This is a genomic window from Pseudomonas sp. SW-3, assembly GCF_016615645.1.
Classification (GTDB): Bacteria; Pseudomonadota; Gammaproteobacteria; order Pseudomonadales; family Pseudomonadaceae; genus Aquipseudomonas; species Aquipseudomonas mandelii.
The window spans coordinates 4,911,228-4,934,737 of record NZ_CP067098.1 but is presented as its reverse complement, the minus strand read 5'-3'; the positions used below and the strand labels follow the sequence as shown (position 1 = coordinate 4,934,737).

The window sequence follows — 23,510 nt, the reverse complement described above, 5'->3', positions numbered from 1 at the left end:
ATCTCGACGCTTGTTGATTCCTGGCACCCACTATAGATTGGCGCTCACGCATTCAATATTGGCGTTATCCCAAGTGATCAATGCAGCGACGCACTATCGACTCGACTATCCAGACCTGGCGCTGATCCTCGCCTTGGTGCGCGGCGGCTCTCTGGCCCGGGCATCGGCGTTATTGAAGGTCGACGTGTCGACGGTGTTTCGCGCGGTTCGCCGACTGGAAGCCGCGCTGGGCCAGCAACTGTTCGAAAAAAGCCGCGCCGGTTACCTGCCGACCACACTCGCCCAGACCCTGGCCGAGCAAGCCGAGCGCGCGGAACAAGCGCTGGACGCGGCGCGCATTGGCGTGGAGCAGGGCGGTGAAGTCATCAGCGGCACGGTGCGGCTGACCTGCACCGATTCTGTCCTGCAAGGTTTGCTGCTGCCGGCGCTGGCGCAGTTCATGCCGTCCTACCCGGCGCTGACCCTCGAACTGAGCACCTCCAACGACTTCGCCAACCTCAGCCGACGGGATGCTGATATCGCCTTGCGCCTGACTCGCGCACCGCCCGAGCATCTGGTTGGTCGACGTCTGGCGGATATTTCCTATCGGGTCTGTGCCAGTGCGGCGTACCTGAAATCAGTCGATCCTGAAGACCTGGCCTCGCTGGCCTGGATCGCGCCGGATGACTTTCTTCCCGACCACCCCACCGTGGCATGGCGGCGCCAGCAACTGCCCGGCGTCACGCCTGGTTATCGCTGCAACAGCATGTTGTCGGTGACCGAGTTGGTGCGTGCCGGGCTGGGCGTTGCGGCGTTACCGGACTTTTTGATCGGTGATGAACTGCAACCACTGACTGGCCCGCTGCACGGTTACGACACCGCGCTCTGGTTGCTGACCCGTCCGGACTGCCGCGCGTTGCGCTCGGTGGTGACGTTGTTCGATGAGCTGGGGCGGGCGCTTCGACTGCCGTGACCGGGTGCTAATCCTTCGGATGATCATTCACTAAATGCTGATGCATTTCCGAGGTCAGGCTTTCAATGCGTTCGGTCAGGTTCTTGGTCATTTCCGTAAGCCGGGTGTTCAGTTCAAGCAGCTCGAGCAGTTGCGCGGTGTTCTGCGCCGCTTGTGCCTGGCGTTCGCTGTTGGCCACGGCGATGGATTCGCGGTGCAGGGCATCGGCATCGGTCTGGGCTTTGTCCCGCGCCGCCTGACGGGTCTGGGCCAACAGGATCAGGGGAGCGGCATACGCCGCCTGCAGGCTGAACGCCAGGTTGAGCAGGATGAACGGATAAACGTCGAACTGGGTCACGCCAGAGACGTTAAGGCAGATCCAGATCGCCACGATCAGCGTCTGGGCGCCCAGGAAAGTCGGCGTGCCGAAGAACCGTGCAAAGGCCTCGGCGCGCAGGGCGAACTTGTCGTTGCCGAACGTTGGCTCCAAGTGAGCATGGGGGCGGTGAAAGCGCAGGTGATCGACGGCAGCGGCGGGTTTGGTTTCGTGGGTCGGCGTGGTCATGATGATCTCTGCGTGGCGCTGGGACTGACGTTCACTATAGCCCCAGCGCCATTTTCATTTTGAAACACATTGCCGCGTTTTATTCAGCGCGCCCCGTGATCGGTTTTACGGCAGAGATTGTCATTTATGGCAGCTCGATTCAGCGCTGATAACAGGCCAGGAACATGTCCAGTGCTGACTCCACCACGGTGCGTTGCATCTCATCTGACAGCGGGGGCAGCCCCATGGAAATCTGCGGCCAGAACGCAAAGGATTTAAGCATCCCCTGGATCTGCTGCGCGGCAAATTCGGGGGCGACCGGCTTCAATCGACCGTCCGCCTGGGCGGCGCGGATCCACACAGTCAGGCCTTCTTCACGCTCGCCCATCCGGGCCACCATGTTCTGCGCGCGCTCGGGAGAATGGATGGTGGCGGCGATCGCCACCCGCGCCAGGTCGAGAAAGTTTTCATCGCCCAGCATCTGCAATTTCGCCTGCAACATCTGGCGCATTTGCTCGCGCAGGGGCAGGTCAGGGCGGTAGGACGTTTCCTGTTCGGCGGTCACCCGCGCCCACAGTTGATTGAGGATTTCGGCGAACAATTCTTCCTTGCTGGGGAAGTGGTTGTACACCGTGCGCTTCGACACCCCAGCGGTGGCGGCGATCTTGTCCATGCTGGTGATGTCGAAACCGTTGGCACGGAATTCGGCAATCGCCGCCTGAATGATGGCTTCGCGTTTTCGGTCGGTGAGGCGCTGTGGAGCTGTCATAAGTACGCTTCGGCAGTCGGCAGAGAAGAATTACACTCGGCAGTTTACTTGTGATCCGCTTTGATGCAACCTAGAAACTACACTGTGCAGTGTAATGTTTCGTTAATCCTGTGCAGTGAATACTAGAATCTCCGGCTGATGCGTGCGTGCTTTGGCCAATTATCGTCCCACCGTGAAATCCGCGCTTTGCGGTTTTTCTGGAGTTACTCAGACATGGCCGACTCAATTTCCCCTGCGGACAATGCCTCCACACCCGAAGCTTCCCGTCAGGCACAAGGACTGTTCCAGAATCATGTGCCTGTGCAACGTGAAGGCGTGCGAAAAATGCTGCGCATCATGTGGAACATGATTTTCAACAAACCGCGCGACACTCGCCCAACTGCGCCCGTCCCGGTGCAATCCCTGAGCCACGCCGCGTTGATCGCCGCGCCCAACCACAGCGTCTATCGCCTCGGCCACTCCACCGTACTGCTGAAACTGCGGGACAAATTCTGGATCACCGACCCGGTCTTCGCCGAGCGCGCTTCACCCGTGCAATGGGCCGGCCCCAAGCGTTTCCACCAGCCACCGATCAGCCTCGATGACTTGCCGCCGATAGCGGCGGTGATCCTGTCACATGACCACTACGACCACCTCGATTATCAAACGGTGCTCACACTGGCGGACAAGGCCAACTACTTCCTGACCCCACTGGGCGTGGGCGACACCCTGGTCAAATGGGGCGTCGATGCCAGCAAAGTGCGCCAACTCGATTGGTGGCAGGGCACGGAAGTCGATGGCATCCAGTTCATCGCCACACCGTCGCAGCACTTTTCCGGGCGCGGCCTGTTCGATGGCAACAGCACGCTCTGGGCCTCGTGGGTGATGATCGATGGCGACACGCGGATCTTCTTCAGCGGCGACAGCGGTTATTTCGATGGCTTCAAACGCATCGGCGAACAGCATGGCCCGTTTGACCTGACCCTCATGGAAACCGGCGCCTACAACGTCGAGTGGCCGCACATTCACATGCAGCCGGAAGAAACCCTGCAAGCGCACATCGACCTCAAGGGCCGCTGGTTACTGCCCATCCACAACGGCACTTTCGATTTGTCGATGCACGCCTGGTTCGAGCCCTTCGACCGGATCCTCGCCTTGGCCTGGGAACGCAATGTGTCGATCACCACGCCGCAAATGGGCGAAGCGTTCAACGTCATGTACCCACAGCGAGGGGCCGCATGGTGGTCGGAAATGGAAAGTACAGTGAAGGAAGAAGGGCGTTTAGCTTGTAGCGGCTACAAGTCTGGATGATGTTTCCTACATTGACAGCTCCTTGTGACTGACAGCCGTTTCCTACGGTTTCGGTAGGCTGTGCGGCGGGTGAAATGACTCACCCGCAATTGGCCATATCAAGGATGCTGTAAATGAAGGACGTTTTAAAAAGCCGCATGACGGCACTGGCGCAGATCATTCTGCTATCGGTCACCGGACCTGCATTCGCAGACAGCAACGCCTCCGTCACTGCCCAGTCGCTCGAATATGCGAGCGTCAGCGAGCTTACCGAGCGGATGGCGCGCAACGAACTCACCTCAGTCACACTGGTGGAGTATTTGCAGGCGCGCATCCACACGCTGGACAAGCAAGGGCCGACGATCAACGCGATTATCGAGCTCAACCCACAGGCCATCGACATTGCCACCGCTTTGGACCAGGAGCGTCAGGACGGAAAAGTGCGTGGTCCGCTGCACGGCATTCCTGTTCTGCTCAAGGACAACATCGACACGGCGGACCAGATGCAAACGAGCGCGGGTTCGTTGGCCATGGTCGGTCAGCCTGCTGCGAACGACGCGTTTGTGGTCCAACAGCTGCGTGACGCAGGTGCCGTCATCCTCGGCAAAACCAACATGAGCGAATGGGCTTACGTCCGGGAAATGGGCTTGCCCCACGGTTGGAGTGGCCGAGGTGGCCAGGGTAAAAACCCCCACGTGTTAAATGGCGAAATCTGTGGTTCCAGCTCGGGTTCAGCCGCCGGTGTTGCCGCCGGTTTCGCACCGTTGGCCATGGGGACCGAAACCAACGGTTCCATCGCGTGCCCTGCTTCGGCTAATGGCGTGGTGGGCGTCAAGCCTACGCTGGGTCTGTTCAGCCGATCGGGCATCATTCCCATCACCCGTCTGCAGGATACGCCGGGTACCCTGACGCGCACCGTTCGTGACGCCGCGCTGATGTTCAACGCCCTGCAAGGCATTGACGCCCGTGACCCTGTCACCAGCGATGCGCCAGTGGGCGTTGACTACACCGCGCTGCTCAACACGGATGCACTGCAAGGCAAAAGAATCGGTTATCCGACCGAGTACGTCGGCACCAACGGCACTGTGCTTCGACCCTGTTTTGAATTCCTGATGGCATTGGCCACACTGGAAGAGCAAGGCGCGACCTTGGTGCCGTTGAGCGTCCGACTGCCGGATATCGATGGCTACTTCAACACCCTCATGGCAGGCATGAAACATGAACTGCCCGAGTACCTGGCCAGCCGCTCAGGGTTGCCGATTCAGACGCTTCAACAGTTGATCGATTTCAACGAACTGAATCCGGGTGCCGAAGGTTACGGGCAGCAAATGCTGAACGACATCAACGAACTGGACATGACCCACTCACAGGCAACCGAGATGTTCGGCGTGCTCAGTGCCAGCTTCAAGGCTGCCATTGATGAGCAAATGGCTGAACATAATCTGGATGCAATGTTCGCCGATGCCGATGGCTACTCGCAATTCAGTGCCGCAGTCGCTGGCTATCCAGCCATAACCGTACCGTCGGGCATGAACAGCGATGAACTGCCAACGTCTGTGTTCTTTTTCGGCCAGCGCTGGAGTGAACCCCAACTGCTGGCGCTGGCTTACAGCTATGAACAAGCGTCGTTAGAGCGTCAGAATCCGGCGTTTCGGGAGCAGTAAGGTCCAAGACCAAGGCAGGTGATGGTGGGCGTTAAGGGCCGTGGCTGCTCGACCAGCGAGGCAAGCCATGAGCCTTCCTGAAAGGGCGATCCTGTCACGCCTCAGAACGCCTGATCTTCTGCCGTCGGGCCGCTCGCCATGGAGCGGCCCGCGATCTTCGCCACCGTCAGGTCGCAAACATTCCCGTCGAGAATTTCATCCATTTCCCCCGCTGACAGTCCAAGCCTCTGCGCCGCTTCCAGCTTGCCCAACTGACCGGTGTCGAGCAGCATGCCGATCTTCATCAGGTATTCGGCCTTGGCCCTCATTTCCCCCGCATCGGCAGCACCCGAAGACGGATGACCAAGCCTGTCGCATTCATCGATTCCATTCATCTGCTGACTCCTCACTCAACCATCGCGTAGTCCGCCCGACCCACCGGATCAGGCGTCGACCCTCTCACATTCATCCCCCGACCCGGCGCAAATCCCGGGAAGAACACCAGGCCTTCCGATTCAAACCGATACGCCAACGCCAGCCGGGTGACATCCAGCACATCGCGTTCGGCCTCGAATCGCACAATGGCGTCCACGGAGACACCGGATTCCTCCGAGAGCTCTTCCACGCTCCAACCCAGCATCGCTCGGGCCTGGGCACAGTGGGCCGGGGTGAATTGGAAAAGGGCGATACGTTCCAGGGTGATTTTCATCGCAAGAGAGGCCATGGTGTTCTCCGGGCTCGAGAGTGCTAATCCAAAAAGTACTGTTGTTTTGTACAGTTGTTTTGCGCCCGGATCAAACTCATTTTTTGATTTTTTCTATGTCGCCCCCTCCATCCAGACGGACGGTGCCTGCCCCAATACGCGGCGAAACATGGTCGAGAATGCCGCCGGGCTGTCATAACCGAAATCCAGCGCAATCCGCGTCACCGGCGTCCCCGCCGCCAACCGCGCCAGGGCCAGCACCACGCAGGCCCGCTGGCGCCATTGGCTGAAACTCAGCCCTGTCTGCTGACGGAACAGCCGATTGAACGTGCGCAAGCTGATGTGCAATTGATCGGCCCATTGCTGCGGCGATTGATGCGCGTCGGGCCGCTGCAAAAAGCCTTGGCACAACCCCAGCAACCGCGCATCGACCGGTAACGGAATGTGCAACGGCAAGTGAGCACTGCGCGCCAGTTCATGCAACAGCAAGTCGATCAGCGCGCCATCGCGCCCGGCCTCGTCGTACACCAGCGGGATCTCCACCGCCTCCATCAACAAGTGCCGCATCAACGGCGACACACTGATCACCTGGCAACGATCCCCCAAATCAACCGCATCAGGTTCGATGTACAAACTGCGCGTGCTCACCCCCAGCATCAGCACCTCATGCGCCACCCCCGCCGGAATCCACACCGCCCGCTGCGGCGGCACCACCCAATTGCCATCGTGCGTGCTGACCTGCATCACCCCCGTCGCGCCGTACAGCAGTTGTGCCCGCCGATGCGTATGACGGGGCAACACATGACCGTGGGGATAATCCGTACCGACCGCCACTACCGAGCGCGGCGTGTCATCCAGCAGATTGATCGAAACATTGCGCATTGAGCGGATTCTCGCGGTTGGCGTAAACGCGAACATTATTGGCTGACTTGCTGAAGCAGGCCAAGGCGCATCGCTCTATTGTCGACCGCTCTCAACCAACGGACGACGCGCAATGTTTTATCTCCTGCTGGCATTTTTCGGGTGCGTGACTGGCGTCACTGCGGTGTTGTTCGGTTTCGGCGGCGGCTTCGTTGTGGTGCCATTGCTTTATCGCATGCTCATGGCTAGCCATGGTGCCGATGACCCCGTCAGCCAATCGGCAATGCACATTGCCGTGGCGACTTCGACCTGCGTGATGATCGTTAACGCATTGATCGCCACCGGCAAACACCGTCGTGCCGGCAATCTCATTCGTCATTATCTGTGGCCGCTGGGCGGGTTCATCGGCCTGGGCGCAATCCTCGGAGCGCTCGCCGCGATGTGGGTGAGTGGTGAGGTGATTCGTTATGCCTTCATCGCGTACCTGGGCGTGACCATTGTGGATTGCCTGTTCCGACGTGGTTTTCTGACAGCGTCCGACACCACAATCCCACGACGGTTGGGGAGGGCAGAAGTGTCTGGCGGTGGTGTAGGAATCGGCGCGATCGCGACGTTTCTCGGCGTAGGCGGCAGCGTCATGACCGTACCGTTGTTGCGACGTTGTGGGTTGAGCATGAGTCAGGCGACGTCCATGGCTAATCCGTTAAGCCTGCCGGTGGCGTTGGCCGGGACGCTGACTTACATGGCGATGGCGGGGTTCACCGAGTTTGATCTGGGGCCGTGGTTTATCGGCTATGTGGATCTGCTGGCGTTTGGAGTGTTGACGATGGGATCGCTGGTGGGGATTCGGTTGGCTACGCCGTGGATCGGACGGATTCCGGATCGAGTGCATGCGCGGGTCTATGTGGGGTTACTGGTGTTGGTGATGGTCAGTATGTGCCTGAGCTGATCGTTATCTAGTCAGCTTTTTATCGATTCTCGAACATGGGTTCGCCATAATCCGCCGCTCTTTCTTGCGAGCCAATACTCGCTGCATTCAAGGATGATTTGATGTTTAAAGGACTGTTTCGTCTTGCTGGCATTGTCGTATTGGTGTGCTCCACGTTTTCTACGATGTTGTGGGCCGACAGCGGCAGGCAGGTCTATACCGGGACTCTGGGAAAAATGCCGATTGTGCTGGAGGTGAGCGCCGATGGCAGTGAGGGTCGTTACTTTTACCAAAAGTACCGCAAGGACTTGGTGCTTAGTGGCTCAAAGGAAGGAAAAGCACTTGTGCTGGAAGAGGGCGACCAGCGATATGGAGAGCACAAACCTTTTCCGACAATTCGCCTACAACCAAAGTCCAGCGGCTGGTCCGGAGAATGGACTAGTCCTAAAGGCAAAGTCTTGAAGATTGATCTGCAGCCAGCGAACCTTCCTCAGATTCCCGCTGATACCTTGCCCTATCTCGCCAGACTTCACGACAAGGCGCCTTATGAATACCTGCGCTTGCAGGGTATGAAGCTTACACAAGGCAAGACTGAAACCTTCATGGGTTACACGCTGCAATGGTGGCGCGACCCACAATCCAAAGCCGAGTTGTTTGAAGTGGTTTCGGGCTACAACGCTGAGGAGCGTAAGCGTATCAATCAGCAATTGATGGGCCGTTTGTGGCAGGAGATTGTGGGGTATTACGGATGCTTCGCTAACTACGCTGACGCCTACTACGCACAGACGAGCCAGCCTCTGTGGATGACGCCGAACGTCATGAGCGTCCGTGTCTCAACCGAGTACTTCTGTGGCGGTGCTTACCCGGATCAGGTCAATGACTCACTCAACCTCGATGCTAAAACGGGCCAATCTCTGACGCTTGATGACGTGCTGTGGGTGGGACAGGGAAAGCCGCTGCACTACGAGGAAAACTACGACGCCTACATTTCTTCGTCTGAGTCATTCAGTGCCTATTCTGATTACCGCGGCAAAGAGCTGGCGCCGTGGCTGGTGGCGCAATTGCTTAATCTCTATCCCAATCAAATGGCGGTCACACCAGAAGGGGACGACGACTGCGACTACGATGACGAGGACCGCTGGAGTTTTCCTTCCTGGTATTTCACCGAGCAGGGGATCAAGTTAGATCCGTCCTTTCCTCACGTGGCCGCAGTGTGTGGAAATGTGGGCTGGGGTGTCCTGCCGTATAGCCTGATCAAGCAACACCCCGGCGGCGTTGCGCTACAGCTGCCCTGATTGCGTACCCGATAACCCCGGCGCTTCCCGAATAATGAAGTGATCCAGGTTCTCGATATTCGCACTGAACACCCCGAACGTCTGCTCGGGGTTTTTCTTGCTCGGCACCTGCTTCAACTCCGGCGTCACGCCATAAAAGAAGCAATACAACTCCGCTTCACTGTCGATGGCGTGCTTGATCTCTTCCAGAAACGCTTTGCGCTTGCGGTAGTTCTCGATCAACTTCTTGCTCAGGTAAACGTTGACTGAATACGGCTTCTTCTTCGCCTCGTCCGCCTGCTTGAACCAGACCTTCTGCTCGAAATCGATGCGAAAGCTCTGCGTGTAATCCTTGATCTCCTTGATCTTGCCCCAGTAAATCAGCCCCTTGTTGTCCGTCAGGTATTCGATCTTCTTGAAGAACGACCCATAAGGCGCCGTGTGCTCGCCAATCTTCAGCGGCATGCGCTTGAGCAGGTCCTTGTCCTCGAAGTTCGACACAAAACATTCCACCGGATGGGCGAAGACACTGGTCTTGTCCGGCGCCGATTCACGGCTTGGGTGTTCTGTGTTGCTAGCCTCAGTGGTTGGCTTCGGATCGTCCCGCACCACATCCGCCGCCACCGCCGGGTTCGACGGCTTACGCACATACTCACGCCGAGTCAGCAACAACTCCGACGGGAAATGCTCCTCGCGGCTGTCATCCGTTTCCGCGCCGTCCGCGTCCACACCTGACACCGACGCCTTGAGACTGGCATAAGGACAATCCGCCACATGCCGGGTGCTGGGCGTGTTCTTGAAGTGCGGGGTGCGAACGTAATTCACGTTTTTGGCGTTGAACGTCGTCAGTACATTCGCCGCATCGAAGGCCAAACGACAGGCGTCATTGGGGCATTGGAAGTGTTCTTTGGCGGAATCGAAATCCATGGTTTCGTCGAAATTGAGATCGCGCACGTCATAGATCGACAGCTTGTCGTCGAGGCTGAGGCAGTAGGCGAGGTCGAATTTCATGGCGGGCTCGGGTCCTTGAGGGGGGAAGGGTATTAATAGCGGGAGGCGGGGCGGGTTGCACTGAATGTTTTCATATTCCCACAAAACTCGCATTTATCTGCCGGGGCAGTAGGAGCGAGCATGTTCGCGAAAAAAATTGAGCACCACTCAATATTTGTTCTACGCACCATCATTCACAACCTTTCGCGGCACTCTGCCAAGAGCAGGCTCGCCAAGCGGTCGGCTTCAGCTAGTGTGGCCAACTCTAGAAATAGTGGCTATTCGCCCCTGTTACGTAGTGAAACCCTTTGTTACTTTGACAGCTGTAGGAATTTTCCTACGGCGATTGTCGATAAAGGGCTGCGCTCGTGGTTATCAAAGCGGTTTCGAAGGAACGGATAGACAAAGCGTTGCTGGAGTTTGATCGTAAATTTCGGAGTAAACGCGAGTGGCAGGGCTGGGAAAATAATCTAGCTCACCGTTACGCCGTTCACGAGGGCGGTGAACTATATCCGGCGAAAAAAATTGTCTCGTTGGCTACTGGCATTGCCGTAGGAGACTTCTCTGGCGGGCACCCCACTAACAGGTACCTTGAAAAGCGAGGCTTTACTATTGTGGAGTTACCGCGTGGGGAGGACGTGCCCGTATTGCAGTTCACGCCGGGGGCTGTTTACGACCGGAAAACCGAAATCAATGGACCGTTCGGGGGGAGCCTGCAAAGCGGCATAGCACCGTCTGCTACCTACCCTGCAATATTTTTATTCACTGGCGACAGTGGGGCGCAATTTGGGTATACCGACGATTGGGACAACGGCGCCTATCTTTATACCGGTGAGGGACAAAGCGGACCGATGACTTTGACCCGAGGTAACCGAGCTATTGCTGAGCACGCCGAGGATGGCCGAGCGCTGCACTTGTTTAAGTCCCTTGGCAAAGGTAAAGGCAACGCTTACGTGGGCGAGTTTTCTTGCGCCGACATGTTTGAGCGGACCCAGCCGGATGTTAGTGGCCAGGATCGGACTGCGATTGTTTTTCGGTTAGTCCCTGTGGGCATTCCTGGTGAAATCATTGAAGCTGAAGAACAGGATGAAGATGAGGCTGACTTTTCCGGGTCTCTAGCTGCTGCGCGGTTGGCTGCGCTTGCTGCATGTAAGCCTAGCAGCGATGATTTGGGGCAATCTGCTCCTCGTAAGATCTACCAACGCAGCCGTAAGGTTGCGCACTATGTGTTGATGCGCGCCGAGGGTGAATGTGAGAGCTGTGAGAAGCCGGCTCCTTTTATGAGAAAGGATGGCACGCCCTACTTAGAGCCCCATCACGTAAACCGACTCTCAGATGGTGGGTTAGATCATCCACGCTATGTGGGGGCAGTATGCCCAAGTTGCCATAGGGAAATTCATTCTGGAGTGCACGGGACGTTGGTGAATGAGAGGCTGAAGCAGCGGCTGGAAGTCATTGAACGCTGATTGAGCGATGCGCCAAGGCTATTGAACCTAATCTGAAGGGCGCTCCAGTCGCTTTCTTATAACAACTCCGAGGGTTGAACCCTCGGAGGATACAGAGTGAACTGTCTGCGAGAAATCCTACGGCACACTGCGATGCTTATTTCTGTCGATCCTACAAGGTCTAACCGACTGAATGCTTTGAAGAGTGAAACGCCTCAAAGACCTTACGCCACCATGGCTTAACTACTGGAACGCGCCTTCGCGTTCGATTCAATAATAGATAAGGCATGTCCCGCAGCCGAATCCAACCTTCATCCTGCCAATGCAACAGACTCAACGACATCTCCGGCCAATCCAACAAACTCAACATCGGTCGATCCGCATTCTTCGACGGCCCCGCGTCGCGCAACGCCGGCACCACTTGATGAGTCAGCCACTCGCGCAACAAGCGATTCCCCGGTGCGTAGTGATAGACCAGCAGCGCATAGACGCCGGACTCGCTGAGCATCAATCGTTTTTCTGGTTGCCCGTGGTAGTCGATCAGCAACGTGTGCCGCTGATCTTCATCCAGTTTGCTGACTACGCGATCGTTCAGGTGGAAACCCATCAGTCGACCAATATCGCGGGCGCAGAACCAGGGTTGGTTTTCCAGGAGGAGGGCGTGGAGGACTAGGTTGTGGCGTGAGAAGGCCATTACCGAAAAGGGATCAGACATAGCTGATCTCCAGAATTGCGAGAGTGTTGGGTCGATCATGTTTAGGCATATCCATTACCTCTACGTTTAGATTTTGGAGGGCCTGAACCCAACGTAGAGTGGACTTAAGAAATCCCAACGAGCAAAGCCATCACACACCCGAACGACAAATCACCTAAAGGTGATTGCGGATATGAATGAATGGCCAAGCTTTCTACGTTGGGCGTTTCTTAGGCACCTGTAATGGAGCTTAGAGGTGCTTTGAATGGGCATCAATGAGGAAGCCGCTGTAAGTTCTGTAGGAGTTTTAGCGTTGTCGTGTAGGGACGAAAATGGTTATTCACTTCCCAATAAAAAAAGCCCCAATCAGATCGTTCGATCAGATTGGGGCTTTTGCTTATTCGATTTGCCGATTCAAATAACCATCATCAAATCGTGGCAAGCTCGAAAATCAATCCCAGCTAAGCGCACCACCGGTTTGGTACTCAATAACCCGAGTCTCAAAGAAATTCTTCTCTTTCTTCAAGTCCATAATCTCGCTCATCCAAGGGAACGGGTTAGTCGTCCCTGGGTACTCTTCCTTCAAACCAATCTGGCTCAAACGACGGTTAGCGATGAACTTCAGGTAGTCCTCCATCATCGCCGCGTTCATGCCCAACACGCCGCGAGGCATGGTGTCGCGAGCGTATTCGATCTCCAGCTGAGTGCCCTGCAGAATCATCTGCGAAGCTTCTTCCTTCATCTCGGCATCCCACAGGTGTGGGTTTTCGATTTTGATCTGGTTGATCACGTCGATGCCGAAGTTCAGGTGCATGGATTCGTCGCGCAGGATGTACTGGAACTGCTCGGCGACGCCGGTCATTTTGTTGCGGCGGCCCATGGAGAGGATCTGGGTGAAGCCGCAATAGAAGAAGATGCCTTCCAGAACGCAGTAGTAGGCGATCAGGTTGCGCAGCAGTTCTTTGTCGGTTTCGACGGTGCCGGTTTCGAACTTCGGATCGGAGATCGAACGGGTGTATTTGAGGCCCCAAGTGGCTTTTTTCGCGACCGATGGGATCTCGTGGTACATGTTGAAGATCTCGCCTTCATCCATGGCCAACGATTCGATGCAGTACTGGTAGGCGTGGGTGTGGATCGCCTCTTCGAAGGCCTGGCGCAGGATGTACTGGCGGCATTCCGGGTTGGTGATCAGGCGGTACACGGCCAGGACCAGGTTGTTGGCAACCAGGGAGTCGGCGGTAGAGAAGAAGCCGAGGTTGCGCATCACGATGCGACGCTCGTCGTCGGTCAGGCCTTCCGGGTCTTTCCAGAGGGCGATGTCGGCGGTCATGTTGACTTCTTGCGGCATCCAGTGGTTTGCGCAGCCGTCCAGGTATTTCTGCCAGGCCCAGTCGTACTTGAACGGTACGAGTTGGTTGAGGTCGGCGCGGCAGTTGATCATGCGCTTTTCGTCGACAGCGACGCGGGCGGAGGCGCCTTCGAGTTCGGCGAGGCCTTCGGCGATGTCGAGGTTGTCCAGGGCTGCTTTGGCACGGGCGATGGCGGCAGAGTCGTTCGCGGTAACGGCGCGAGCTTCTTGAGCGGCGACACCACCAGCGGTGTCGAGTCGGTCCATGTTGGCTTCAGTCGCGTGGCCGGCGTTGGCGCCTTTTACCACGGTCTCGCCGCTGTCTTCTTTGTCGAATTCGTCCCAGCTCAGCATGACGTGTCGTCTCCTGCGTGAGGGCCAGATGCCCGTGTGAAAACTGATTGGTTATTTTTCACACGGCCGTACTGGCCGCGTTGGATAGCGTTTTTTGCAGCGGTACACGCAGGCAAATAAACATAAATTTTTACGGGGTTCCGAGAGCCTCTGAGGGGCGCAGAAATCGGTGAGGACGTCGGCGTGGGCTTCAGACTGGCTGTTATCCCTGTAAGGGAATATTGCAGGCCCGTTTAAGCCGGCATTATAGGGAAATTTTTGCGGCCGTGGTGGGGCGAATCCGCGCATGGAGCGGTCGAGAAGGCGGGTTTTTCGGTCGGAGCGAGGGTTTACAGGGCTTTGGCTGGAGATCGCGGGTTAAGATTTTTTTTCATAAATTTTGATGCGCTACTTTTTTGTTCAAAAAATAGGCAAAAAAAGCGGTTTTTCACTACATGTTGTGTTTTGAATCGGTTTTCGGTGGTTCAAGACACAACTAAGCCCGACCGAAGCCGGGCTGTAAAGTCACGCTCGATGATCAGCTCAGGCGTGCCGCACCGACGTGATCGGCGCCATCGGCAGCGAGTTTGGCCGCACCGGTGTGATCGAAGCCGTCAGCGGCGACTTTGGCGGCACCGGTGTGATCGAAGCCATCCGAAGCCAGTTTGGCTGCACCGACGTGATCGGCACCATCGGCGGCAAAGGAAGCCGTACCGGTACGGTCGTAGCCGTCAGAAGCGACAGTGCGGTCGAAACCGTCAGCAGCGAAGGTGTTGGCGGCCAGAACAGAAAGGGTCAGGGCGAGGATCAGTTTGGTTTTCATGGTAGTGCTCCAGGTTCGTTGGCGTTTTGTGCCTTGGGTATGGAGTGAATGCTACGCCAACTAATTTGATTAAAAAGCGCAAATAAACGCTTAAAATAATCGTATTAATCGATATATACGGTTCGGCGCTGCATCAGCCTTGAAAGGGCGGGGCGGATGGGTCGAACCGTTAAGAGGCGGGCGGGTGATCAGCCGTTAGTGCAGCCGTTGCCCATGATGCTGTAGCGCAGGATGTGGCGTTGACCTTGGGAGTCGTCGTATTCCATTTTCACCGGAACAACTTCGCACACATTAGGAACTTCACTCATGGAGATAACTTTGGCGATGTCCAGGTGAGTCGAGTAAGTGTATTCCTCGATGGCGGGTTTCTGCTGTGCGACATCAGTCGGGACCTCGTCTGCCATGGCGGTTGCGCACAGGCTGCTGAGGGCCAGAACTAATAAAGCTTTCATTTCAGATTTACCTTTTAGAGGTCGAATGGGGTCACGCAACCTTTTTGGGATTGCGTGTGGAGCTTGATTAAAGAGTCTTGGATTAACGGCCTTCGTGGGGGCTGCAACTTGGTTAATCACGTTGCCTTGTTGGCGGGCTGATTTTAGGCGTGGGGGGGGCATTCATATAGGTGGGGTTTTGATAAACACCTTTGACAGATTTCGTAACAATCACCGATTAAGGTGGTAAAAACCGAACAATTGGCGATCTCGGTGATGTGGTTTTTCAGGTGGGCCGCGTTATCGTTCTTCGCGGGCAAGCCTCGCTCCCACAGGGGTTTGATGTGCTTTTAGCGGCGCATTCCAGGCTTATCACGGTAATTTGTAGGGGCTTGTTACTACCATCGTCGAATGGTTCTATAGGCCCGGCCCGGCTACAACTGGGGCCATACAAAAACAACTATTCCACCGAGGTAAGAAAGATGAGTGCGGCTTCTCTGTATCCCGTTCGTCCCGAGGTTCTGGCCAATACGCTGACTGACGAGGCAACCTACAAAGCCATGTACCAGCAGTCGGTCGTCAACCCGGACGGCTTCTGGCGCGAGCAAGCCAAGCGCCTCGACTGGATCAAGCCTTTCACCACGGTGAAGCAGACCTCCTTCGACGATCACCATGTCGACATCAAATGGTTCGCCGACGGCACCCTCAACGTTTCCTACAACTGCCTCGACCGTCATCTGGCCGAGCGCGGCGATCAAGTCGCGATCATTTGGGAAGGGGATGACCCGGCCGAAAGCCGCAACATCACCTACCGCGAGCTGCACGAACAAGTCTGCAAGTTCGCCAACGCCTTGCGCGGCCAGGATGTGCACCGCGGCGACGTGGTGACTATCTATATGCCGATGATCCCCGAAGCCGTGGTCGCCATGCTGGCCTGCACCCGGATCGGCGCGATTCACTCGGTGGTGTTCGGTGGTTTCTCGCCGGAAGCCCTGGCCGGTCGCATCATCGACTGCAAATCCAAAGTGGTCATCACCGCTGACGAAGGCATTCGTGCCGGCAAGAAGATCCCGCTCAAGACCAACGTCGATGACGCGCTGACCAACCCGGAAACCAGCAGCATCCAGAAAGTCATCGTGTGCAAGCGCACCGGTGGCAACATCAAGTGGAACCAGCATCGCGACATCTGGTACGAAGACCTGATGAAAGTGGCGGGCAGTGTCTGCGCGCCGAAAGAGATGGGTGCTGAAGAAGCGCTGTTCATCCTTTACACCTCCGGTTCGACTGGCAAGCCGAAGGGCGTGCAGCACACCACCGGCGGTTACTTGCTGTACGCCGCCATGACCCACGAGCGCGTGTTCGACTACCGCCCGGGCGAAGTTTACTGGTGCACCGCCGACGTCGGCTGGGTCACTGGCCACAGCTATATCGTCTACGGCCCATTGGCCAACGGCGCGACCACGCTGCTGTTCGAAGGCGTGCCGAACTATCCGGACATCACCCGGGTGGCGAAGATCGTCGACAAGCACAAGGTCAACATCCTCTACACCGCACCGACCGCGATCCGCGCGATGATGGCGTCGGGTCAAGCCGCTGTTGAAGGTGCTGATGGCAGCAGTTTGCGCCTGCTGGGTTCGGTGGGTGAGCCGATCAACCCGGAAGCCTGGGACTGGTACTACAAGAATGTGGGCAAGTCCCGTTGCCCGATCGTCGACACCTGGTGGCAGACCGAAACCGGCGGCAACATGATGAGCCCGCTGCCGGGCGCTCACGCCCTCAAGCCGGGTTCGGCAGCACGTCCGTTCTTCGGTGTGGTGCCAGCGTTGGTCGACAATCTGGGCAACATCATCGAAGGCGTGGCCGAGGGCAACCTGGTGATTCTCGATTCGTGGCCAGGCCAGGCGCGCACGCTGTACGGCGACCATGACCGCTTCGTCGACACCTACTTCAAGACCTTCCGTGGCATGTACTTCACCGGTGACGGCGCACGTCGCGATGAAGACGGTTACTACTGGATCACCGGGCGTGTGGACGACGTACTCAACGTGTCCGGCCACCGCATGGGTACCGCCGAGATCGAAAGCGCGATGGTTGCGCACCCGAAAGTTGCCGAAGCGGCCGTGGTCGGTGTGCCGCACGACATCAAGGGGCAGGGCATTTATGTCTACGTCACGTTGATCGCGGGTGAAGAGCCGAGCGAGCAACTGCGTCTGGAATTGAAAAACTGGGTGCGTAAAGAGATCGGTCCGATTGCTTCGCCGGACGTGATCCAGTGGGCACCGGGGCTGCCGAAAACCCGTTCGGGCAAGATCATGCGCCGGATCCTGCGCAAGATTGCGACTGCCGAATACGATGGGTTGGGTGATATCTCCACCCTGGCGGATCCGGGTGTGGTGCAGCATTTGATTGATGAGCACAAGATCATGAATGTCGCTTAACCGACATCTCTGAGTCAGTAAAAGCCCCATCCGGTGTTGTGCCGGATGGGGCTTTTTTTGTCTGAGGTTTTTGTGTTGGCCGGTCGGGCCTCATCGCTAGCAGGCTAGCTCCCACAGAGGGAACTGCGCTCGTTTCAAATTGCGAATCCCCTGGAGATCCCTGTGGGAGCTAGCCTGCTAGCGATGGCGATCTGTCAGGCACTCAATAAACAACGGCCAATAATTATCGACTTCACTTGTAGGCGCTTTCCCACTGTTACCCTCCACCCTTCAAGTAACTGAATGTGTAACCGCGCGCTCCGATGCGGGGCATTGGGAAACGCCAACCCCCACTCCCGGGCCTCTCCAGCCCGGCTAAAAAATAAGACACAACGCTGCGCTTGCCGGATTAGAAGGGTTTGCCAATAATAGGCCCGCAATTTGCAGCAGTGATCGGTTCACTGTCTTTTGCTCTTGCATGAATTTGCAGGGCTGTCAACGCGCTCAAGCGGCTTTCTCGGTGCATCTGTAATTAGTTGTCGCATTGAAGAAATATCGGCTTCGGGCCTGTCGTTAGAATGCCGATCACTCGCTCGTTGTGGCTCGCGTTGAAAAAAGCGCGCGGTTCCTACGACGCAGCACCGCTTTGCGGTTCCACTCATTCGCATATTGGGCTGTCGCTCACTCTGCCGTTTTAGCCCTTTACCGATGGAGTCCCAAGATGAAGAAACTCGTGCTGCTTGGCGCCCTGGCACTGTCCGTGCTGTCCCTGCCGACTTTCGCTGATGAAAAACCTCTGAAAATCGGTATCGAAGCGGCTTACCCTCCGTTTGCTTCCAAAGCACCGGACGGCAGCATTGTTGGTTTTGACTACGACATCGGCAACGCTCTGTGCGAAGAGATGAAGGTCAAGTGCACTTGGGTCGAGCAAGAGTTCGACGGTCTGATCCCGGCGCTCAAAGTGCGCAAGATCGACGCGATCCTGTCGTCCATGTCGATCACTGAAGACCGCAAGAAATCCGTGGACTTCACCAACAAGTACTACAACACCCCGGCGCGCCTGGTCATGAAGGCCGGCACTCAAGTCAGCGACGGCCTGACTGAGCTCAAGGGCAAAAACATCGGCGTGCAACGTGGTTCGATCCACGAGCGTTTCGCCCGCGAAGTCCTGGCCCCGCTGGGTGCCGAGATCAAGCCTTACGGTTCGCAGAACGAAATCTATCTCGACGTGGCCGCTGGCCGCCTCGACGGCACCGTGGCAGACGCTACGCTGCTCGATGACGGTTTCCTGAAAACCGACGCTGGCAAAGGTTTCGCCTTCGTTGGCCCGGCCTTCACCGACGTCAAATACTTCGGCGACGGCGTGGGTATCGCGGTTCGCAAGGGCGACGCGCTGAAAGACAAGATCAACACCGCGATCGCTGCCATTCGCGAGAACGGCAAGTACAAGCAAATCCAGGACAAATACTTCGCCTTCGACATCTACGGCAAGTAACACGTCCCGGCGACAAGTCCGAAATGGCGCAAGCAACAGGATCTCTGAGGTTTGCGCCATTTTTTCATCCCAACATTCGAGGACCTGAATCATGTTGAAAGGCTACGGGGCTGTCATCCTCGATGGCGCATGGCTGACGCTTCAGCTCGCCTTGTCCTCCATGGTCCTGGCCATCTTTCTGGGCCTGATCGGCGTGGCATTGCGTCTGTCGCCGGTTCGCTGGCTGGCCTGGCTGGGCGACCTGTATTCCACGGTGATCCGCGGTATTCCCGATCTGGTACTGATCCTGCTGATTTTCTACGGTGGTCAGGACCTGCTCAACCGCGTGGCGCCGATGCTCGGCTTTGACGACTACATCGACCTGAACCCGCTGGCCGCCGGTATCGGCACCTTGGGCTTCATCTTCGGCGCGTACCTGTCGGAAACCTTCCGCGGCGCCTTCATGGCGATCCCCAAAGGTCAGGCAGAAGCCGGCATGGCCTACGGCATGAGCAGTTTCCAGGTGTTCTTCCGGGTTTTGGTGCCGCAGATGATCCGTCTGGCCATTCCGGGCTTCACCAACAACTGGCTGGTACTGACCAAGGCCACCGCGCTGATTTCGGTGGTGGGTCTGCAAGACATGATGTTCAAGGCCAAGCAGGCGGCAGACGCCACCCGCGAGCCTTTCACCTTCTTCCTCGCAGTGGCGGCGATGTACCTGGTGATTACCAGTGTCTCGTTGCTGGCATTGCGTCACCTTGAGAAGCGCTACTCGGTAGGCGTAAGGGCGGCTGATCTATGATCTTCGACTACAACGTCATTTGGGAGGCCTTGCCGCTGTACTTCGGCGGCCTGGTGACCACCCTCAAATTGCTCGCGCTGTCGCTGTTTTTCGGCCTGCTGTGTGCGTTGCCGCTGGGCTTGATGCGCGTCTCCAAGAACGCCGTCGTCAACATGACGGCCTGGCTCTACACCTACGTGATCCGCGGCACGCCGATGCTGGTGCAGCTGTTCTTGATCTACTACGGTCTGGCGCAGTTCGAAGCGGTACGTGAAAGCTTCTTGTGGCCGTGGCTGTCCAGTGCAACGTTCTGTGCGTGCCTGGCCTTTGCGATCAACACCAGCGCCTACACCGCTGAAATCATCGCCGGCAGCCTGCGCGCCACGCCGAACGGCGAGATCGAAGCGGCCAAGGCCATGGGCATGTCGCGCTACAAAATGTACAAGCGCATCCTGCTGCCATCGGCTCTGCGCCGGGCGCTGCCGCAGTACAGCAACGAAGTGATCATGATGCTGCAGACCACCAGTCTGGCGTCCATCGTGACCCTGATCGACATCACCGGTGCCGCGCGCACGGTCAACGCTCAGTACTACTTGCCGTTCGAAGCGTACATCACGGCCGGCGTGTTCTATCTGTGCCTGACCTTCATTCTGGTGAAGCTGTTCAAACTGGCCGAGCGCCGCTGGCTGGGCTATCTGGCCCCGCGGAAGCACTGATATGGAACGCATCGATCATTCATTGCCGTGGAACCACCTGGGCAGCGAGCGCCAGATCTCGGTGTTCCGCTTCGGCAGTGGCGAGCGCAAGGCCTACATCCAGGCCAGCCTCCACGCCGATGAACTGCCGGGAATGCGCACGGCCTGGGAGCTGAAAAAGCGCCTGGCCGAACTCGAAGCCCAAGGCCTGCTCAACGGCGTGATCGAGCTGGTGCCGGTGGCCAATCCACTGGGCCTCGGTCAACTGTTGCAAGGCAGCCATCAAGGTCGTTTCGAAGCGGGCAGCGGCAAGAATTTCAACCGCGATTTCGTCGAGCTGAGCGCGCCAGTGGCCGCTGAGCTGGACGGGCACCTGGGCGATGATCCGCACGCCAATATCCGCTTGATCCGCCAAGCCATGAGCGACGCACTGGCGGCATTGCCTCCGGCGGCGAGCCAGTTGCAAGGCATGCAGCGCATCTTGCTCAGCCACGCCTGCACCGCTGATGTCGTGCTGGATTTGCATTGCGATGCCGAAGCGGCGCTGCACATGTACGCCTTGCCGCAACACTGGCCGCAATGGCGTTCGCTCGCCGCGCACCTGAACGTGAAAGTGGGGCTGCTGGCGGAAGATTCCGGCGGCAGTTCCTTTGACGAGGCGTGCTCGCTGCCGTGGCTGCGTTTGTCGCGTCAGTTCCCGGATGCGCAGATTCCGCTGGCCTGTCTGGCGACGACCATCGAACTGGGTGGTCAGGCTGATACCGGTCGCGCGGAGGCCGAGGCTTATGCCGAAGGCATTCTGGCGTTCCTCGCCGAGCAAGGCTTGATCAGCGGCGAATGGCCCAAGCCTGCGCAAGAGGCGTGCGAAGGCATGCCGTTCGAGGGCACCGAGTTGCTGTTCGCGCCGCACCCGGGTGTGATCAGCTTTTTGCGTAAACCCGGTGAGTGGATCGAAGCCGGCGACGAGATTTTCGAAGTGATCGATCCGTTATCGGATCGGGTCAGCACGGTGTGTGCTGGTACGTCCGGGGTGCTGTTTGCCATTGAACGGCTGCGTTATGCCCAACCCGGTTTCTGGCTGGCCAAGGTGGCGGGGCGCGAAGCGCTGCGTCACGGGCGCTTGCTCAACGACTGACTGACTGTTTTTGTGAGAACCGACCGCATGTACAAACTTGAAGTCCAAGACCTGCATAAACGCTATGGCAGTCACGAAGTGCTCAAGGGCGTGTCCCTGAAAGCGGCGGCTGGTGATGTGATCAGCATCATCGGCTCCAGTGGCTCTGGCAAAAGTACTTTTCTGCGCTGCATCAACCTGCTCGAGCAGCCGCACGCGGGCAAGATTCTGCTCAACAACGAAGAGCTGAAACTGGTGGCGAACAAGGACGGCGCGCTGAAAGCGGCTGACCCGAAACAGCTGCAACGCATGCGCTCACGCCTGTCGATGGTGTTCCAGCATTTCAACCTGTGGTCGCACATGACCGCGCTGGAAAACATCATGGAAGCGCCGGTTCACGTGCTGGGCATGTCCAAGGCCGAGGCCCGTGAAAAAGCCGAGCACTACCTGAACAAGGTCGGCGTGGCCCATCGTAAAGACGCTTACCCGGGCCACATGTCCGGCGGCGAGCAGCAGCGCGTGGCGATTGCCCGTGCGCTGGCGATGGAGCCTGAGGTGATGCTGTTCGACGAACCGACCTCGGCCCTCGACCCGGAACTGGTCGGCGACGTACTGAAAGTGATGCAGGCCCTGGCGCTGGAAGGCCGGACCATGGTCGTGGTGACGCACGAAATGGGCTTCGCCCGTGAAGTGTCGAATCAGCTGGTGTTCCTGCACAAAGGTATCGTTGAAGAAAGCGGCAACCCGCGTGAAGTGCTGGTCAATCCACAGTCTGAACGCTTGCAGCAATTCCTGTCGGGCAGCCTGAAGTAAACCGAACTCCCGTTGCGCACCGGGATAGTGCATGCTTCGCAACCTAAAGGCTGGTCCCAATCCCTGCAGGAGCGGGGCTTGCCCGCGAATGCGGTGGTTCAGACAGCAATCATGTTGACTGAACCACCGTTCTCGCGGGCAAGCCTCGCTCCAACAGGGGAATGCTGCAGGTTTCGAGATTTGCGTTCATTTACGGGCTAGCATTGGCCCATGCCTTCATCACTGTTTTCGTTTCGGATTGCCCGCCATGACTGCCCATCGAATTGGTTTCCTGATTTGGCCCAGCACTAAAGCACTGACGCTTGCGCTGGCTGAGGAGGCCTTGCGTGTTGCCCAGCGTGTGCATCCGGATGTTGTCTACGAATTGTCGTTTTTGCAGGCCGAACCACCGACCGAAGGCGCCTGGCAACTGCCGGGTGAGCCGTGGGCCGGCAAGCTCGAAAACTTCCAGAAGCTGTTTCTGCTCGCCGATGAGCCGCCGACCACCCTCGCGCCGGCGCTCAGCAGTTCGCTGAAACAACTGGTGCGTGCCGGTTGCGTGATTGGTGGTTTGTCTGCCGGTGTCTACCCGTTGGCGCAATTGGGTTTGCTCGACGGTTACCGCGCTGCCGTGCATTGGCGCTGGCAGGACGATTTCGCCGAACGCTTCCCTAAAGTGATCGCCACCAGCCATCTGTTCGATTGGGATCGTGATCGACTGACCGCGTGTGGCGGCTTGTCGGTACTCGATCTGTTGCTGGCCGTGCTGGCCCGTGATCACGGCGCCGAACTGGCCGGCGCTGTGTCGGAAGAACTGGTAGTCGAGCGTATCCGCGAGGGTGGCGAACGCCAGCGCATCCCGCTGCAGAACCGCCTCGGTTCCAGCCATCCGAAGCTCACCCAAGCGGTGTTGCTGATGGAAGCCAACATCGAAGAGCCGCTGACCACCGATGAAATCGCCCAGCACGTGTGCGTGTCCCGTCGACAACTGGAGCGGATCTTCAAGCAATACCTCAACCGCGTGCCGAGCCAGTACTACCTGGAACTTCGCCTGAACAAGGCCCGGCAGATGTTGATGCAAACCAGCAAGTCGATCATTCAGATCGGCCTGTCCTGTGGCTTCTCATCGGGGCCGCATTTCTCCAGCGCCTACCGCAACTTCTTCGGTGCCACGCCGCGGGAAGATCGCAACCAGCGGCGCAGCAGCAGTCCATTCGAGTTGTCGTCGGTGCCGTCCGAGCGCGGCTGATG

Annotated in this window: 23 protein-coding genes; 13 read left to right on the top strand and 10 right to left on the bottom strand. The window is 57.7% G+C overall.

Going from position 1 to position 23,510, the window contains the following annotated elements; genetic code table 11:
• Positions 1 to 10: 10 nt before the first annotated feature.
• On the top strand, positions 11 to 952 hold the full coding sequence (locus tag JIO00_RS22180) for a LysR family transcriptional regulator (protein ID WP_200666842.1): 942 nt from the start codon (positions 11 to 13) through the stop codon (positions 950 to 952).
• Positions 953 to 959: 7 nt separating this feature from the next.
• Here JIO00_RS22180 and JIO00_RS22175 read toward each other — a convergent pair whose 3' ends face one another.
• Entirely contained in the window at positions 960 to 1,496 is a 537-nt protein-coding gene (locus JIO00_RS22175; RefSeq protein ID WP_077748664.1) for a DUF1003 domain-containing protein, read from the bottom strand.
• 139 nt (positions 1,497 to 1,635) lie between these two features.
• Complete coding sequence (locus JIO00_RS22170; protein ID WP_083375917.1) at positions 1,636 to 2,244, bottom strand: TetR/AcrR family transcriptional regulator; 609 nt, start codon at positions 2,242 to 2,244, stop codon at positions 1,636 to 1,638.
• A gap of 213 nt (positions 2,245 to 2,457) precedes the next feature.
• On the opposite strand from JIO00_RS22170, the gene JIO00_RS22165 reads away from it, so the two are divergent.
• Together JIO00_RS22165 and JIO00_RS22160 are read left to right on the top strand one after the other, a co-directional pair.
• Positions 2,458 to 3,534, top strand: coding sequence for an MBL fold metallo-hydrolase (locus JIO00_RS22165; protein ID WP_010457274.1), 1,077 nt, complete (start codon positions 2,458 to 2,460; stop codon positions 3,532 to 3,534).
• 113 nt (positions 3,535 to 3,647) lie between these two features.
• The gene (locus JIO00_RS22160; protein WP_200666841.1) at positions 3,648 to 5,177 is read left to right on the top strand and encodes an amidase family protein; all 1,530 of its coding nucleotides are present in this window, start codon (positions 3,648 to 3,650) and stop codon (positions 5,175 to 5,177) included.
• 101 nt (positions 5,178 to 5,278) lie between these two features.
• On the opposite strand, the gene JIO00_RS22155 is transcribed toward JIO00_RS22160, so the two are convergent.
• The 3 genes from JIO00_RS22155 to JIO00_RS22145 all read right to left on the bottom strand — a co-directional run bounded on the left by JIO00_RS22155 (position 5,279) and on the right by JIO00_RS22145 (position 6,741).
• Entirely contained in the window at positions 5,279 to 5,551 is a 273-nt protein-coding gene (locus JIO00_RS22155) for a hypothetical protein (protein WP_010457272.1), read from the bottom strand.
• An 11-nt stretch (positions 5,552 to 5,562) separates the two neighbouring features.
• Positions 5,563 to 5,880, bottom strand: coding sequence for a helix-turn-helix domain-containing protein (locus tag JIO00_RS22150; protein ID WP_010457271.1), 318 nt, complete (start codon positions 5,878 to 5,880; stop codon positions 5,563 to 5,565).
• 93 nt (positions 5,881 to 5,973) lie between these two features.
• Positions 5,974 to 6,741, bottom strand: a complete 768-nt coding sequence (locus JIO00_RS22145; RefSeq protein ID WP_200666840.1) for an AraC family transcriptional regulator — start codon at positions 6,739 to 6,741, stop codon at positions 5,974 to 5,976.
• Between the two features lie 112 nt (positions 6,742 to 6,853).
• Here JIO00_RS22145 and JIO00_RS22140 point away from each other — a divergent pair, with 112 nt between their 5' ends.
• Complete coding sequence (locus tag JIO00_RS22140) at positions 6,854 to 7,669, top strand: sulfite exporter TauE/SafE family protein (RefSeq protein ID WP_169858041.1); 816 nt, start codon at positions 6,854 to 6,856, stop codon at positions 7,667 to 7,669.
• 101 nt (positions 7,670 to 7,770) lie between these two features.
• Complete coding sequence (locus tag JIO00_RS22135; protein WP_200666839.1) at positions 7,771 to 8,943, top strand: hypothetical protein; 1,173 nt, start codon at positions 7,771 to 7,773, stop codon at positions 8,941 to 8,943.
• Here JIO00_RS22135 and JIO00_RS22130 read toward each other — a convergent pair.
• Positions 8,929 to 9,933, bottom strand: a complete 1,005-nt coding sequence (locus JIO00_RS22130) for a hypothetical protein (RefSeq protein ID WP_200666838.1) — start codon at positions 9,931 to 9,933, stop codon at positions 8,929 to 8,931. The genes JIO00_RS22135 and JIO00_RS22130 overlap by 15 nt on opposite strands.
• A 347-nt stretch (positions 9,934 to 10,280) precedes the next feature.
• Between JIO00_RS22130 and JIO00_RS22125 the strand changes: the two genes are divergently transcribed.
• On the top strand, positions 10,281 to 11,378 hold the full coding sequence (locus tag JIO00_RS22125) for an HNH endonuclease (protein WP_200666837.1): 1,098 nt from the start codon (positions 10,281 to 10,283) through the stop codon (positions 11,376 to 11,378).
• A 160-nt stretch (positions 11,379 to 11,538) separates the two neighbouring features.
• Here the strand turns inward: JIO00_RS22125 and JIO00_RS22120 are convergent, their stop codons facing one another.
• The 4 genes from JIO00_RS22120 to JIO00_RS22105 form a co-directional block, all read right to left on the bottom strand.
• Positions 11,539 to 12,072 (bottom strand): BRO-N domain-containing protein, encoded by a 534-nt coding sequence (locus tag JIO00_RS22120; protein ID WP_010457265.1) that lies wholly within the window; start codon positions 12,070 to 12,072, stop codon positions 11,539 to 11,541.
• A gap of 430 nt (positions 12,073 to 12,502) precedes the next feature.
• Complete coding sequence (locus tag JIO00_RS22115) at positions 12,503 to 13,753, bottom strand: ribonucleotide-diphosphate reductase subunit beta (RefSeq protein WP_017340233.1); 1,251 nt, start codon at positions 13,751 to 13,753, stop codon at positions 12,503 to 12,505.
• 517 nt (positions 13,754 to 14,270) lie between these two features.
• Positions 14,271 to 14,555 (bottom strand): hypothetical protein, encoded by a 285-nt coding sequence (locus JIO00_RS22110; protein ID WP_077748655.1) that lies wholly within the window; start codon positions 14,553 to 14,555, stop codon positions 14,271 to 14,273.
• 188 nt (positions 14,556 to 14,743) lie between these two features.
• Positions 14,744 to 15,007, bottom strand: a complete 264-nt coding sequence (locus JIO00_RS22105) for a DUF2790 domain-containing protein (protein WP_010457261.1) — start codon at positions 15,005 to 15,007, stop codon at positions 14,744 to 14,746.
• Between the two features lie 461 nt (positions 15,008 to 15,468).
• On the opposite strand from JIO00_RS22105, the gene acs reads away from it, so the two are divergent.
• From acs to JIO00_RS22070, 7 genes are all read left to right on the top strand, one after another.
• Positions 15,469 to 17,424: an acetate--CoA ligase gene (gene acs, locus JIO00_RS22100; RefSeq protein WP_200666836.1), complete on the top strand. Its 1,956-nt coding sequence runs from the start codon at positions 15,469 to 15,471 to the stop codon at positions 17,422 to 17,424.
• 700 nt (positions 17,425 to 18,124) lie between these two features.
• On the top strand, positions 18,125 to 18,898 hold the full coding sequence (locus JIO00_RS22095; protein ID WP_102595633.1) for an ABC transporter substrate-binding protein: 774 nt from the start codon (positions 18,125 to 18,127) through the stop codon (positions 18,896 to 18,898).
• 91 nt (positions 18,899 to 18,989) lie between these two features.
• Positions 18,990 to 19,679, top strand: coding sequence for an ABC transporter permease (locus JIO00_RS22090; RefSeq protein WP_010457254.1), 690 nt, complete (start codon positions 18,990 to 18,992; stop codon positions 19,677 to 19,679).
• Positions 19,676 to 20,374, top strand: coding sequence for an ABC transporter permease (locus JIO00_RS22085; protein WP_010457252.1), 699 nt, complete (start codon positions 19,676 to 19,678; stop codon positions 20,372 to 20,374). The genes JIO00_RS22090 and JIO00_RS22085 overlap by 4 nt, the downstream gene beginning before the upstream one ends.
• A gap of 1 nt (position 20,375) precedes the next feature.
• Entirely contained in the window at positions 20,376 to 21,488 is a 1,113-nt protein-coding gene (locus JIO00_RS22080; RefSeq protein WP_200666835.1) for a M14 family metallopeptidase, read from the top strand.
• Between the two features lie 27 nt (positions 21,489 to 21,515).
• On the top strand, positions 21,516 to 22,280 hold the full coding sequence (locus tag JIO00_RS22075; protein ID WP_010457249.1) for an ABC transporter ATP-binding protein: 765 nt from the start codon (positions 21,516 to 21,518) through the stop codon (positions 22,278 to 22,280).
• A 247-nt stretch (positions 22,281 to 22,527) separates the two neighbouring features.
• A complete protein-coding gene (locus JIO00_RS22070) occupies positions 22,528 to 23,508 on the top strand; it encodes a GlxA family transcriptional regulator (RefSeq protein ID WP_010457247.1) in 981 nt (326 codons plus the stop codon).
• Positions 23,509 to 23,510: the final 2 nt, after the last annotated feature.